The organism is Paracoccus halophilus, assembly GCF_000763905.1.
In the GTDB taxonomy this organism is placed as follows: domain Bacteria; phylum Pseudomonadota; class Alphaproteobacteria; order Rhodobacterales; family Rhodobacteraceae; genus Paracoccus; species Paracoccus halophilus.
The window spans coordinates 180,049-193,590 of sequence record NZ_JRKN01000001.1 but is presented as its reverse complement, the minus strand read 5'-3'; the positions used below and the strand labels follow the sequence as shown (position 1 = coordinate 193,590).

Here is a 13,542-nt window from a genome sequence, read left to right as displayed (position 1 = left end):
GGGCGATTCCGGCGACTTATGTCAGCCAAGGCTTGCGATTTCCACGCCAAGGGACTAGGCCACCGCGCGAGAACCATCATGAAATCGGAGGTTACCATGGCCCGACCCAAGATCGCACTCATCGGTGCGGGGCAGATCGGCGGCACGCTGGCACATCTGGCAGCGATGAAGGAACTGGGCGATGTCGTCCTGTTCGACATTGCCGAGGGCATCCCGCAGGGCAAGGCGCTGGATATCGCGGAATCGGGCCCGTCCGAGGGCTTCGACGCCGTGCTGAAAGGCACCAATGACTACGCCGACATCGCCGGCGCCGATGTCTGCATCGTGACGGCCGGCGTGCCCCGCAAGCCGGGCATGAGCCGCGACGACCTGCTGGGCATCAACCTCAAGGTGATGAAATCCGTGGGCGAAGGCATCAAGACCCATGCCCCGAACGCTTTCGTCATCTGCATCACCAACCCGCTGGATGCCATGGTCTGGGCGCTGCGCCAGTTCAGCGGCCTGCCGCATCAGAAGGTCGTCGGCATGGCCGGCGTGCTGGATTCGGCCCGCTTCCGCCACTTCCTGTCGCTGGAATTCGGCGTCTCGATGCGCGACGTCACCGCCTTCGTGCTGGGCGGCCATGGCGACACCATGGTGCCGCTGGCCCGCTATTCGACCGTCGCCGGCATCCCGCTGCCCGATCTGGTCAAGATGGGATGGACCACGCAGGAGAAACTGGACGCCATCGTCCAGCGCACCCGCGACGGCGGCGCCGAGATCGTCGGCCTGCTGAAGACCGGCTCGGCCTTCTATGCGCCGGCCACCAGCGCGATCGAAATGGCCGAAGCCTATCTCAAGGACCAGAAGCGCGTCCTGCCCTGCGCGGCCTATGTGGACGGCGCCTATGGTCTCAAGGGGCTGTATGTCGGTGTGCCGACCGTGATCGGCGCCAAGGGCATCGAAAAGGTCATCGACATCAAGCTGGACAAGGACGAACAGGCGATGTTCGACAAGTCCGTCGATGCGGTCAAGGGTCTGGTGCAGGCCTGCAAGGGCATCGACGGCAGCCTGGCCTGAGCCGGACCGTCACGAATGACCGAAAGTGCCGGCCGCCCTGCGCGCCGGCACTTTTCTTATGCACCCGCGGGGCAAAGAGCCCTCCTGACGGCGAAGCTCGTTTTCCAACCGGGGCGCGCCGGGCATTCCGCGCGGCCGGCGGATCGGTTCGCGTTTCCGCGCCGGGCACCACTTTTCGATTCTGCGGATGCCGCGCCGGCCATCGCGCCAATGCTGCGCCGCCGCAATTCCGGTCCTTGTGATCACGGCCCCGAAATGCGTGATCACAAAATGACAATAAGCAGCAATTTTACATGCTTGACAGCGCTAACCCCTTTGAGAGCGCGCCGCCGATATGCCACAACCGCGGCAACCGATAACTGCGGGGAAGCATCATGAACATCCATGAATATCAGGCCAAGGCGCTGCTGCGCCAATACGGTGCGCCGGTCTCGGACGGGCGCGTCGTGATGAAGGCCGATGAGGCCAAGGCAGCGGCGGGCGAACTGGACGGCCCGCTCTGGGTCGTCAAGGCCCAGATCCATGCCGGCGGCCGCGGCAAGGGCCATTTCAAGGAAAAAGAGGCGGGCGAAAAGGGCGGCGTCCGGCTGGCGAAATCCGTCGCCGAGGCCGAGGAACTGACCCGCCAGATGCTGGGCCGCACACTGGTCACCCACCAGACCGGCGCATCGGGCAAGCAGGTCAACCGCATCTATATCGAGGACGGCTCGGACATCGAGCGCGAGTTGTATCTGGCCCTGCTGGTCGATCGCGGCAGCAGCCGCGTCAGCTTCGTCGCCTCGACCGAGGGCGGCATGGATATCGAGGAAGTCGCGGCCCATACCCCGGAAAAGATCGTCAGCTTCTCGGTCGATCCGGCCTCGGGCCTGTCGGATTTCCACGGCCGCCGCGTGGCCTTTGCCCTGGGGCTGAAGGGCGCGCAGGTCAAGCAATGCGTGGCGCTGGTCAAGAACCTGTTCCGCATGTTCATCGAGCGCGACATGGAGATGCTGGAGATCAACCCGCTGATCGTCACCGACAAGGGCGATCTGAAATGCCTCGACGCCAAGATGGGCTTCGACAATAACGCCCTCTACCGCCAGCCCGACATCATGGCGCTGCGCGACGAGACCGAAGAGGACCCCAAGGAACTCGCCGCCTCGAAGTTCGACCTGAACTATATCGCGCTGGATGGCGAGATCGGCTGCATGGTGAACGGCGCCGGTCTGGCGATGGCCACCATGGACATCATCAAGCTGTACGGCGCCGAGCCGGCCAACTTCCTCGACGTGGGCGGCGGTGCGACCAAGGAAAAGGTGACCGAGGCGTTCAAGATCATCACCTCGGACCCGAATGTCAAAGGCATCCTGGTCAATATCTTCGGCGGCATCATGCGCTGCGACATCATCGCCGAGGGCATCGTCGCCGCGGTGAAAGAGGTCGGTCTGCAGGTCCCGCTGGTCGTCCGGCTCGAGGGCACCAATGTCGAACAGGGCAAGCAGATCATCCGCGACAGCGGGCTGAACGTGATCCCCGCCGACGACCTGAAGGACGGCTCCGAGAAGATCGTGAAGGCGGTGAAGGGGTGACACTGAATGACGCTTCAGCTCTTCCTGAAAGGCTCTCACGTCTCGTTAAAGACAAAGGGTACGTCACTTTCGTCGAGATTACTCGTGAATTTCCTGACGAACACGGCGAATTCGCCATGTGCTTCCCCCAAAACCCCAGCATAATGCTGTGGTGGGGCATGTCAGAAAAACTCGTCCGTACTATCACGCAGTTGCTGGCTGACGACGTAATACATATTCATCCTGCAACCGAGCTAACCTATCTAGCGGACGGTGCCGTGCCATCTTACCCCATCGCGAAGAGCCTTCGCGAATATAAGAAGCCACGCTGGTACCCGGTCTGCTTCCACGACTCCGCATATAAAGGAAAGTGACGAATGGCCGTTCTCGTAGACAAGAATACCAAAGTCATCACCCAGGGCATCACCGGATCCCAGGGGACGTTCCATACCGAACATGCCATCGCTTACGGCACGCAGATGGTCGGCGGCGTGACGCCCGGCAAGGGCGGGACCACGCATCTGGATCTGCCGGTCTTCAACTCGGTCCATGAGGCGGTGGCAAAAACCGGCGCCAATGCGACCGCGATCTATGTGCCGCCGCCCTTTGCCGCGGATTCGATCCTGGAAGCCATCGACGCGGAAATCCCGCTGATCGTCGCGATCACCGAGGGTATCCCGGTTCTCGACATGATGCGCGTCAAGCGCGCGCTGGTGGACAGCAAGTCGCGCCTGATCGGGCCGAACTGCCCCGGCATCATGACCCCGGACGAATGCAAGATCGGCATCATGCCGGGCGCGATCTTCAAGCGCGGCTCGGTCGGCGTGGTCAGCCGCTCGGGCACGCTGACCTATGAGGCGGTCAAGCAGACCTCGGATGTGGGTCTGGGCCAGTCCTCGGCCGTCGGCATCGGCGGCGACCCGATCAAGGGGATGGAGCATATCGACGTGCTGCGCCTGTTCCTCGATGACCCGGAAACCGAATCGATCATCATGATCGGCGAGATCGGCGGCTCGGCCGAGGAAGAGGCCGCCGAATTCCTGGCCGAACAGAAGCGCAAGGGCAAATGGAAGCCCACCGCCGGTTTCATCGCCGGCCGCACGGCGCCTCCGGGCCGCCGCATGGGCCATGCCGGCGCCATCGTCTCGGGTGGCAAGGGCGATGCGGAGAGCAAGATCGAGGCGATGAAAAAAGCCGGGATCGTGGTCGCCGACAGCCCCGCCGGTCTGGGCGAGGCGGTGCTGAAAGCCCTGGGCAAGTAAGCCTGCCGCAAGTGTTTTGACTTGGGCGTGGCCCCTGCCTAACCTCGGGGGGCCGCGCCAGAACCATCACAGCCAGGTGCCAGAGTGGACCGCCGACGCCGTCATGACCCGATCCGACCCGCGAAGGCAGAGCCCTGCCGCCGCCCGGCCGGTCTGTGGCCCGCGCCTTCGCCCGCAGGGGGCCAGCGATGAGCGAGCAGCACGCGCAGGTTTCGCAACAAGCTCCGCCGCCCGCTGCCCCGCCTGATGCGGCGCGGCACTGGGCGCTTTGTGTCTCGACCTACAATCGCGGCGGCATGTTGCGCGAATGCGCGCGCCATGCGCTGGCCTCGACCCTGCCGCCCTCGGAAATCGTGATCGTCGATGCCAGCGACGACTGGCGGGACAACCGCGTCCTGATCGAGACGGAAATCGCGGAAGCCGGCACCACCACGCTGCTGCGCTACGTCGCCGCGAAGCGCAAGTCGCTGACCGTGCAGCGCAACCAATGCGTGGCGCTGGCCGAGGCAGATATCCTGTTCATGATCGACGATGACGCCATGCTGCACCCCGACGCGGCCGCGCGGATCATGGGCTTTTACCGCGCCGATACACAGGGCCGGATCGTCGCGATTTCCTGCTGCAACACGCCGCTCGCCGCCCGCCCCGAACCGGGCGAGGCGATCAAGCAGACCAACCGCGCCGGCCGGATGGTCGCCAATCGCCCGGCGCCGGTGCAGCGGGTCATCGACTTTCTGCTGCGCCACGCGCTGATGATCCCGGCCGATCAGCGGTTCCTGCCCTATGACCGCCCCGAACGGCGCTGGCGCGGCAATGCCGCGCTGCCTTCGGGGCTGTTCCGCGTGCCCTGCATCGTCGGTTTCGCGCTGACCGTGCGCCGTGCCGTGGCGCTGCGCGAACCCTTTGACGAAGGGCTGGTCGGCAGCTGCATCGCCGAGGATCTGGACGCCTGCTATCGCTTTGGCCGCCACGGCCTGCTGGCCTTTGCGCCGGAGGCCGGCATAGACCACCTGGAGGCGGCCGCCGGCCGCGACAGGCGCCGCGTGAACACGGCGCTGGCGCTGCTGAACGTCGCCTATTTCACCCGGCGCAACTCGACCCGGCAGGCGCGCGACTTCGCGCGCTACGCCATCTGGTACCTGCGCATGACGCTGGCCGAACTGCCCAAGGACGCGGTCGGCCGCCGCTTCGGCTTTCCGCAACTGCGCGGCGCGCTTCTGGCCGGGCGGCATCTGCCCGCGCTGCTGCGCCAGCCGCGCGACGGGCTGGCCCAATGGTACCAGGCCCGACAGATGCAGATCATGACCGGGATCGCACCCGGCCAAGGTCAGAACCCCGCGACAGCGCCCCGCAAGGGCCTGAACGGATAGGAATTTCCCCGGAGGCAATGCCATGAACGATCAATCCCCCAATTCAGCCTTCCACGACTCGAGCTTCCTGCAGGGCCAGAACGCGGCCTATGTCGAGCAGCTTTACGGCCAATGGGCGCAGGACCCGGCCGCCGTCGATCAGGCCTGGGACGCGTTCTTCCGCGGCCTCGGCGATGACGAGGCCGTGGTCACCCGCGAGGCGCGCGGTGCCAGCTGGCAGCGCCGCGACTGGCCGCCGATGCCCACCGACGACACCACCGCCGCGCTGACCGGCGAATGGCCGCAGACCAGCCCCGCCGAGGTCAGGGCGGCGCTGGCCAAGATCGGCGCCAAGGCCGATGAAAAGGGCGTCACCCTGACCAATGACCAGCTCAAGCGCGCCGTGCTGGACAGCATCCGCGCGCTGATGCTGATCCGCGCCTTCCGGATCCGCGGCCATCTGCATGCCGATCTGGATCCGCTGGGCCTGCGCGAGGTGCCCGACAATGGCGAGCTGAACCCCGAAACCTACGGCTTCACCAGCACCGATCTGGACCGGCCGATCTTCATCGACAACGTGCTGGGCCTGCAGATCGCCTCGATCCGCCAGATCGTCGACCTGATGCAGCGCACCTATTGCAACACCTTCGCGCTGCAGTTCATGCATATCTCGCATCCCGAGGAAGCCGCCTGGCTGAAGGAGCGGATCGAGGGTTACGGCAAGGAGATCGCCTTTACCCGCGAGGGCCGTCGCGCGATCCTCAACAAGCTGGTCGAGGCCGAAGGGTTCGAGAAATTCCTGCATGTCAAATACATGGGCACCAAGCGCTTCGGCCTGGATGGCGGTGAATCGCTTATCCCGGCGATGGAGCAGATCATCAAGCGCGGCGGCGCGCTTGGCGTGAAGGAGGTCGTGATCGGCATGCCCCACCGGGGCCGGCTCTCGGTGCTGGCCAATGTGATGGGCAAGCCCTATCACGCGATTTTCCACGAATTCCAGGGCGGCAGCTACAAGCCCGAGGATGTCGATGGCTCGGGCGATGTGAAATACCATCTGGGCACGTCATCGGACCGCACCTTCGACGACAATACCGTGCACCTGTCGCTGACTGCCAACCCCTCGCACCTCGAGGCGGTGAACCCGGTGGTTCTGGGCAAGGCACGGGCCAAGCAGGACCAGCTTTCCGACCAGGTCGAGCGCAAGGCCGTGCTGCCGATCCTTCTGCATGGCGACGCGGCCTTTGCCGGCCAGGGCATCGTGGCGGAATGTTTCCAGCTTTCGGGCATTCGCGGCCATCGCACCGGCGGCACCATCCATATCGTGGTGAACAACCAGATCGGCTTTACCACCGCGCCGCATTTCTCGCGCACCTCGCCCTATTGCACCGATATCGCGCTGATGGTCGAGGCGCCGATATTCCACGTCAATGGTGACGACCCCGAGGCGGTGGTGCATGCCGCCAAGGTGGCGACCGAATTCCGGCAGAAATTCCACAAGGACGTGGTTCTGGACATCATCTGCTATCGCCGCTTCGGCCATAACGAGGGCGATGAGCCGATGTTCACCAACCCGGCGATGTACAGGCAGATCAAGGGGCACAAGACCACCTTGCAGCTTTACACCGAACGGCTGGTGCGCGACGGGCTGATCCCCGAGGGCGAGATCGAGGACATGAAGGCCGCCTTCCAGTCGCATCTCAACGACGAATTCGAGCTGGGCAGGAACTTCAAGCCGAACAAGGCCGACTGGCTGGACGGCAAATGGTCCGGCCTCGTCACCGAGGGCGAGGAATATCATGCCGGCCAGACCGGCATCAGCCCCGCCACCATGGCCGAGATCGGCACCGCCCTGACCCGCGCCCCCGACGGGTTCGAACTGCACAAGACCGTCGGCCGGCTGATCGAGGGCAAGCGCAAGATGTTCGAGAGCGGCCAGGGTTTCGACTGGGCCACCGGCGAGGCGCTGGCATTCGCCTCGCTGCTGATCGAGGGGCATCCGGTACGGCTTGCCGGTCAGGATTCGACCCGCGGCACGTTCAGCCAGCGCCATTCCGCCTTTGTCGACCAGCTGACCGAGGACCGCTATTACCCGCTCAACCACATCCGCAGCGGTCAGGCGCGCTACGAGGTCATCGACTCGATGCTGTCGGAATATGCGGTGCTGGGCTTTGAATACGGCTATTCGCTGGCCGAGCCGAACGCGCTGACCATCTGGGAGGCACAGTTCGGCGATTTCGCCAATGGCGCGCAGATCATGTTCGACCAGTTCATCACCTCGGGCGAAAAGAAATGGCTGCGCATGTCGGGGCTGGTGATGCTGATGCCGCATGGCTACGAGGGTCAGGGCCCCGAACACAGTTCCGCCCGGCTCGAGCGCTGGCTGCAGATGTCGGCCGAGGATAACTGGATCGTCGCCAATTGCAGCACGCCGGCGAACTATTTCCACATCCTGCGCCGGCAGCTGAAACGACCGTTCCGCAAGCCGCTGGTGCTGATGACGCCGAAATCGCTGTTGCGCCACCCGCTCGCCGTCTCCAAGGCCGAGGAGTTCCAGACCGATTCCTGCTTTCACCGGGTGCTCTGGGACGATGCCGATAGCCACCATCCGCATGGCTCTTCGGAACACGGGCTGGCGGCGGACGACAAGATCCGCCGGGTGGTGATCTGCTCGGGCAAGGTCTATTACGATCTGGTCCAGGCCCGCGACGCGGCCGGTATCGACGATGTCTATATCCTGCGGCTCGAGCAGTTCTACCCCTTCCCGGCGCAGTCGATGTCCAAGGAACTCGAACGCTTCAAGCAGGCGCAGATCGTCTGGTGCCAGGAAGAGCCCAAGAACCAGGGCGGCTGGAGCTTCGTCGAGCCGAATATCGAATGGGTGCTGTCGCGCATCGGCGCTGCCCATCCGCGCGCGCGCTATGTCGGCCGCAACGCCGCCGCCTCGCCCGCGACCGGCCTCGCCTCGCGCCACAAGGCCGAGCAGGACGCGCTGGTCGCCGAAGCCATTACCGTTGAGGATTGAGGATGCCGGTGGAAGTACGCGTCCCCACGCTGGGGGAATCGGTCTCGGAGGCGACCGTCGCCACCTGGTTCAGGAAACCGGGCGACAGGGTCGCGGTCGATGAAATGCTGTGCGAGCTGGAGACCGACAAGGTCACCGTCGAGGTGCCCTCGCCCGCCGATGGCCAGCTTGCCGAGATCGCCGCGCCCGAGGGCGCGGTGGTTGCCCCGGGTGCCCTGCTTGCCCGGATTGCCGAGACGGGGAATGCAGGCCCCGAGGAAATGTTGCCAAAGTCAGACACGAAAACGAAGACCCAGGAAGGACTTGAGAAGATGAGCGGAAAATCCGTCGATGTGATGGTGCCCACCCTGGGCGAAAGCGTGACCGAGGCGACAGTCGCCACCTGGTTCAAGAAGGTCGGCGATGCCGTCGCGCAGGATGAAATGCTGTGCGAGCTGGAAACCGACAAGGTTTCGGTCGAGGTGCCCTCGCCCGCCGCCGGCGTTCTGGCGGAAATCCTCGCCCCCGAGGGCGAGACGGTCGAAGCCAACGCGCGCCTCGCGGTGATCACCGAAGGCGCCGCCGCGACCGCCGCCCCCGCCGGCGAAGGCGACAAGGCCGGGAGCAAGGCGGCGCGCGTCGCCTCGCCCGGTGCCGGCCCGGAAACGCCCCGGCCCCGCGCCGGTGACGAGCGCGCCGATATCGAGGATGCGCCCTCGGCGAAAAAGGCCATGGCCGAGGCCGGCGTCAGCCGCGATGCCGTCACCGGCACCGGCCGCGACGGCCGGGTGATGAAAGAGGACGTCGCCCGCGCCGGCTCGGCCCCCGCCGCGCCCGCCTCTGCCCCGCCGCCCGCAGCCGCCGCGCCGCGCTCGCCCTCGAACGCCGAGGACGCGGCCCGCGAGGAGCGCGTCAAGATGACCCGGTTGCGCGCCACCATCGCCCGCCGGCTCAAGGACGCGCAGAACACCGCCGCCATGCTGACCACCTATAACGAGGTGGACATGAAGGCGATCATGGACCTGCGCAACGCCTACAAGGACCAGTTCGAGAAAAAGCACAAGGTCAAGCTGGGCTTCATGTCCTTCTTCGTGAAGGCCTGCTGCCACGCGCTGAAAGAGGTCCCCGAGGTCAATGCCGAGATCGACGGCGGCGACGTGGTCTACAAGCATTTCGTCCATATGGGCGTCGCCGTCGGCACGCCGAACGGTCTGGTCGTGCCGGTGGTGCGCGACGCCGACCAGCTGGGCTTTGCCGAGATCGAAAAGCAGATCGGCGAGCTGGGCCTGCGCGCCCGCGACGGCAAGCTGACCATGGCCGAGATGCAGGGCGGCACCTTCACCATCTCGAACGGTGGCGTCTATGGCTCGCTGATGTCCTCGCCGATCCTGAACCCGCCGCAATCGGGCATCCTGGGCATGCACAAGATCCAGGAGCGCCCGGTGGTGGTGAACGGCGAGATCGTGATCCGCCCGATGATGTATCTGGCGCTGAGCTACGACCACCGCATCGTCGACGGCAAGGGCGCGGTCACCTTCCTCGTGCGCGTCAAGGAGGCGCTGGAGGATCCGCGCCGGCTGCTGATGGATCTGTAAGAAGGACGGATGCGCGCAATGGACAACCTCCAGAAATCCGAGGCAGTCATCGCGCGCATCCTTACGCATCTGGCCGAGAATGGCCTCAAGACTTCAGACTTGGGCGCGACCGAAATTGGACTGGACGACGAACTACAATCGTTTTTCGAGTACTGCGCCCGCTGGCTCTCTAGTGAGGGAATTATCCGGGTGGGCACGGTTGTGAGTGGGACCGAACCGGGCGAAGTCTACTTTTTGGACAGCGTCATCACTGCCTACGGGTTTCAACTGCTCTCGCAAGGCGTCTCACTGGGTGGCAAAGAGAAATCTCTTGGAGCAGCCGTGAAAGAAGTGTCTTCTGGAAAATCCTATTCATCGCTTGGCGATCTGATCGGAGGCATCCTTGGTGGCTTCACCAAATCCATCAGTTCGTAATATACCTTGGCAATCTGTCCCGCCCAATGGGCACCACCGGGTAACGCCCGGCCGTCCCACCGGGCGGGCGTTTCGCACCCACCCGCGGCCGGTACCTGCCCTCATCGCCCTGGACAGCCCAAACCATGGCAAGCTCGCGCCCCTCAAGCGGCTCTCGCCCGGTGACAGCCTGATCTTCTATTCGCCGAAAACCGCCTATCCCGACGGCGCGACGCTCAAGACCTTTACCGCCCTGGGCACGGTCCGCGACGCGCCGCCCTATCAATGGGAAATGCGCCCCGGCATGCTGGGCTATCGCCGCGATATCGACTGGATGAAGGCAACCGAAACCGCCATCTCCTCGTTAAGCGAAAGACTGGAATTCACCCGTGGCAACTGGGGCATGCTGGCCCGCCGCGGTCTTTTCGAAATCTCCGACGCGGATGCCCGCACCATCCGCGCCGCCATGTTGCAGGAGGAACACGATGACCCAGTTGATCGCCCATTACTCCATCGCTGAATACGCGAAGTTCAAGACCGCCTTCGACGCCGATGCCGAGGATCGCGGCAATAACGGCCTGTCCCTGCTGCAGCTCTGGCGCGAGGACGACCTGAACCTCTGGGCGCTCTACAGCGTCTCGGATGCCAGGGCGGCGCGCGACTGGCTGCAGGGTGCGGCCGGGGTGTTCAACAGCCAGGCCGGCGTGCTCTCGACCGATTTCCATTTCGTCGAGACCGTCTGATGGCCGCCGAGACCACCGCCCTTGCCCTTGCGGCACTGTTGCAAGCCGCCCAGATCTGCGCGGTCGCGATCGCCACCAACCGCGATGCCGGCGTGAAATGGAATGCCGGGCCGCGCGACACCCAGCCGGAATTCGCCGAGGTGACCGGCCGCTGGCGGCGCGCCATGCAGAACCATTTCGAGGGGCTGATCCTGTTCACCATCGCCGTCGTGGTGGTGGTGACCGGCGACGCCACCTCGCCGGTCACGGTGTTCTGCTCGTGGCTCTACCTGCTGGCGCGGCTGCTATACGTGCCGGCCTATGTGCTGGGCTGGTCGCCCTGGCGCTCGGTCATCTGGGCCGTGGGCTTCTTTGCCACCATGGTCATGATCGTGACGGGCCTGCTGTGATGCTGCGTCGCGGCAGTGCCTTCATGCGGGAAGAAGGGTTTGACAGTGGCAGGTTCCGGGCACACAACCCGGGAAAGCCCGCGCAGATCCTCTCTGCCATCCATCCGTAACGGTGGCCCGAGCCACCAGACTTCCTGAACGAGGACAAGAATATGCCCACCTATGATCTGATCGTCATCGGCGCCGGACCCGGCGGCTATGTCTGTGCGATCCGCGCCGCCCAGCTGGGCCTCAAGGTCGCCTGTGTCGAGGGCCGCGAGACGCTGGGCGGGACCTGCCTGAACGTGGGCTGCATCCCCTCCAAGGCGCTTTTGCATGCCAGCCACATGCTGCACGAGACGCATGAGAATTTCGCCAGGATGGGCCTGATGGATGCCTCGGTGAATGTCGACTGGGCGCAGATGCAAAGCTACAAGTCCGACACCGTCGGCACCAATACCAAGGGCATCGAATTCCTGTTCAAGAAGAATAAGATCGACTGGATCAAGGGCTGGGCGCAGATCGAAGGCCCCGGCAAGGTCCGCGTCGGCGACACCACCCATGAGACGAAGAATATCGTCATCGCCTCGGGCTCGGTCCCCTCGGCGCTGAAAGGGGTCGAGGTCGATAACGAGGGCGGCGTGATCGTGGATTCGACCGGCGCGCTGGCGCTGCCGAAAATCCCGAAATCCATGGTCGTGATCGGCGCCGGCGTCATAGGGCTCGAGCTTGGCTCGGTCTATGCGCGCCTTGGAGCCGAGGTCAGCGTGGTCGAATTCCTCGACGTCATCACCCCCGGCATGGATGGCGAGGTGCAAAAGCAGTTCCAGAAGATCCTTGGCAAGCAGGGGCTGAAATTCACCCTTGGGGCCGCCGTCTCGGGCGTCACGGTCGAGAATGGCACCGCCACGGTCAGCTACAAGCTGCGCAAGGATGACAGCGAGCACAGGATCGAGGCCGAGACGGTGCTGGTCGCCACCGGCCGCCGCCCCCATGTCGACGGGCTCGGCCTCGACAAGATCGGGGTCGAACTGAACGAGCGCGGCTTTGTCACGATCGACGAGCACTGGCAGACCAATGTCCCGGGCATCTATGCCATCGGCGACGCGGTGCCCGGCCCGATGCTGGCCCACAAGGCCGAGGATGAGGGCATGGCCGCAGCCGAGGTCATCGCCGGCAAGCATGGCCATGTGAATTACGGCGTCATCCCGGGCGTGATCTATACCACGCCCGAGGTCGCCTCGGTCGGCCTGACCGAAGAGGCCGCCAAGGAGACCGGGCGCAGGATCAAGACCGGCAAGTTCCCCTTCATGGGCAATGCCCGCGCCAAGGCCATGTTCCAGGGCGAGGGCTTCGTCAAGATGATCGTGGATGCGGATACCGACCGCGTGCTGGGCTGCCATATCATCGGCCCCAATGCCGGCGAGATGATTCACGAGGTCTGCGTGGCGATGGAATTCGGCGCGGCGGCGCAGGATATCGCGATGACCTGCCACGCCCATCCGACCTGCTCGGAAGCGGTGCGCGAGGCCGCGCTCGCCTGCGGCGACGGCGCCATCCACGCCTGAGCCGCAGCGCCCGGCCCGCCCCGCCGGCTGCACGAAAACGGCGGATTCCTGCCGATTTGCCGCCCCCTTGCGGGGCGGCACCATATTTTGAATTCCCCGTCGCCCCCGGCTGTGGCTTATCCGGTAGCAATCACAGAACGAGGGGCAGTCATGAACTCCATGATGGGAATGCTGGTGCTGGGCGGCGTGCTTGCGCTTGGCGCCTGTGCCGACAACCGGGTCGATCCCGACCGCCGTTATCTGGTCGAGCCGCGCGCCTCGGCCGCCGAGACCGCGGCGCTTTACCCGAACGAGACGCCGGAACTGCGCCGGCTGATCAACAAATACGCGGCCGAATACGATGTTCCGGTCGAACTGGTGCAGCGTGTGATCATCCGCGAATCCACGCATCGCCCCTGGGCGCGCAACGGACCCTATTACGGGCTGATGCAGATCCTGCCAGCCACCGCGCGCGGCATGGGCTATCAGGGCGGGGCCGAGGGGCTTCTGGATGCCGAGACCAATCTGAAATACGCGGTCAAATACCTGCGCGGCGCCTATATGGTCGCCGGCGGCAATCAGGACAATGCCGTGAAATGGTATGCCCGCGGCTATTACTACGAGGCCAAGCGGATGGGACTGCTGCAGGCCACCGGCCTGCGCTGATTTCCCGGCCAG

At 64.8% G+C, this 13,542-nt stretch carries 13 protein-coding genes; all 13 read left to right on the top strand.

All coding sequences use genetic code 11. The annotated features are described in order from the left end of the window. The first annotated feature begins 96 nt into the window (after positions 1 to 96). Entirely contained in the window at positions 97 to 1,059 is a 963-nt protein-coding gene (gene mdh, locus IT41_RS00935; RefSeq protein WP_036737960.1) for a malate dehydrogenase, read from the top strand. 374 nt (positions 1,060 to 1,433) lie between these two features. Further along, positions 1,434 to 2,627 carry an ADP-forming succinate--CoA ligase subunit beta gene (gene sucC / locus IT41_RS00930; RefSeq protein ID WP_036737958.1) on the top strand — a complete coding sequence of 398 codons (1,194 nt, stop codon included), beginning with the start codon at positions 1,434 to 1,436 and terminating at the stop codon, positions 2,625 to 2,627. Beyond that, on the top strand, positions 2,624 to 2,980 hold the full coding sequence (locus tag IT41_RS20525; protein ID WP_139221597.1) for a hypothetical protein: 357 nt from the start codon (positions 2,624 to 2,626) through the stop codon (positions 2,978 to 2,980). Before sucC ends, IT41_RS20525 begins: the two co-directional genes overlap by 4 nt. A gap of 3 nt (positions 2,981 to 2,983) precedes the next feature. Further along, positions 2,984 to 3,868: a succinate--CoA ligase subunit alpha gene (gene sucD / locus IT41_RS00925; RefSeq protein ID WP_036737956.1), complete on the top strand. Its 885-nt coding sequence runs from the start codon at positions 2,984 to 2,986 to the stop codon at positions 3,866 to 3,868. Positions 3,869 to 4,056: 188 nt separating this feature from the next. Further along, positions 4,057 to 5,238 carry a glycosyltransferase family 2 protein gene (locus IT41_RS00920; RefSeq protein ID WP_052081216.1) on the top strand — a complete coding sequence of 394 codons (1,182 nt, stop codon included), beginning with the start codon at positions 4,057 to 4,059 and terminating at the stop codon, positions 5,236 to 5,238. A gap of 22 nt (positions 5,239 to 5,260) precedes the next feature. Then, positions 5,261 to 8,239 (top strand): 2-oxoglutarate dehydrogenase E1 component, encoded by a 2,979-nt coding sequence (locus IT41_RS00915; protein WP_036737955.1) that lies wholly within the window; start codon positions 5,261 to 5,263, stop codon positions 8,237 to 8,239. A 2-nt stretch (positions 8,240 to 8,241) separates the two neighbouring features. Beyond that, positions 8,242 to 9,813, top strand: a complete 1,572-nt coding sequence (gene odhB / locus IT41_RS00910; protein WP_036737953.1) for a 2-oxoglutarate dehydrogenase complex dihydrolipoyllysine-residue succinyltransferase — start codon at positions 8,242 to 8,244, stop codon at positions 9,811 to 9,813. Positions 9,814 to 9,831: 18 nt separating this feature from the next. Next, positions 9,832 to 10,227, top strand: a complete 396-nt coding sequence (locus tag IT41_RS00905) for a hypothetical protein (protein WP_074948007.1) — start codon at positions 9,832 to 9,834, stop codon at positions 10,225 to 10,227. Beyond that, positions 10,196 to 10,726: an EVE domain-containing protein gene (locus IT41_RS20520; RefSeq protein ID WP_139221598.1), complete on the top strand. Its 531-nt coding sequence runs from the start codon at positions 10,196 to 10,198 to the stop codon at positions 10,724 to 10,726. Before IT41_RS00905 ends, IT41_RS20520 begins: the two co-directional genes overlap by 32 nt. After that, a complete protein-coding gene (locus IT41_RS00895) occupies positions 10,692 to 10,949 on the top strand; it encodes a hypothetical protein (RefSeq protein WP_036737950.1) in 258 nt (85 codons plus the stop codon). Before IT41_RS20520 ends, IT41_RS00895 begins: the two co-directional genes overlap by 35 nt. Continuing rightward, positions 10,949 to 11,338: an MAPEG family protein gene (locus IT41_RS00890; RefSeq protein WP_036737949.1), complete on the top strand. Its 390-nt coding sequence runs from the start codon at positions 10,949 to 10,951 to the stop codon at positions 11,336 to 11,338. Before IT41_RS00895 ends, IT41_RS00890 begins: the two co-directional genes overlap by 1 nt. A gap of 152 nt (positions 11,339 to 11,490) precedes the next feature. Beyond that, on the top strand, positions 11,491 to 12,885 hold the full coding sequence (lpdA, locus tag IT41_RS00885) for a dihydrolipoyl dehydrogenase (RefSeq protein ID WP_036737948.1): 1,395 nt from the start codon (positions 11,491 to 11,493) through the stop codon (positions 12,883 to 12,885). Between the two features lie 150 nt (positions 12,886 to 13,035). After that, on the top strand, positions 13,036 to 13,530 hold the full coding sequence (locus IT41_RS00880; RefSeq protein ID WP_036737947.1) for a lytic transglycosylase domain-containing protein: 495 nt from the start codon (positions 13,036 to 13,038) through the stop codon (positions 13,528 to 13,530). The last annotated feature ends 12 nt before the right edge of the window (positions 13,531 to 13,542 follow it).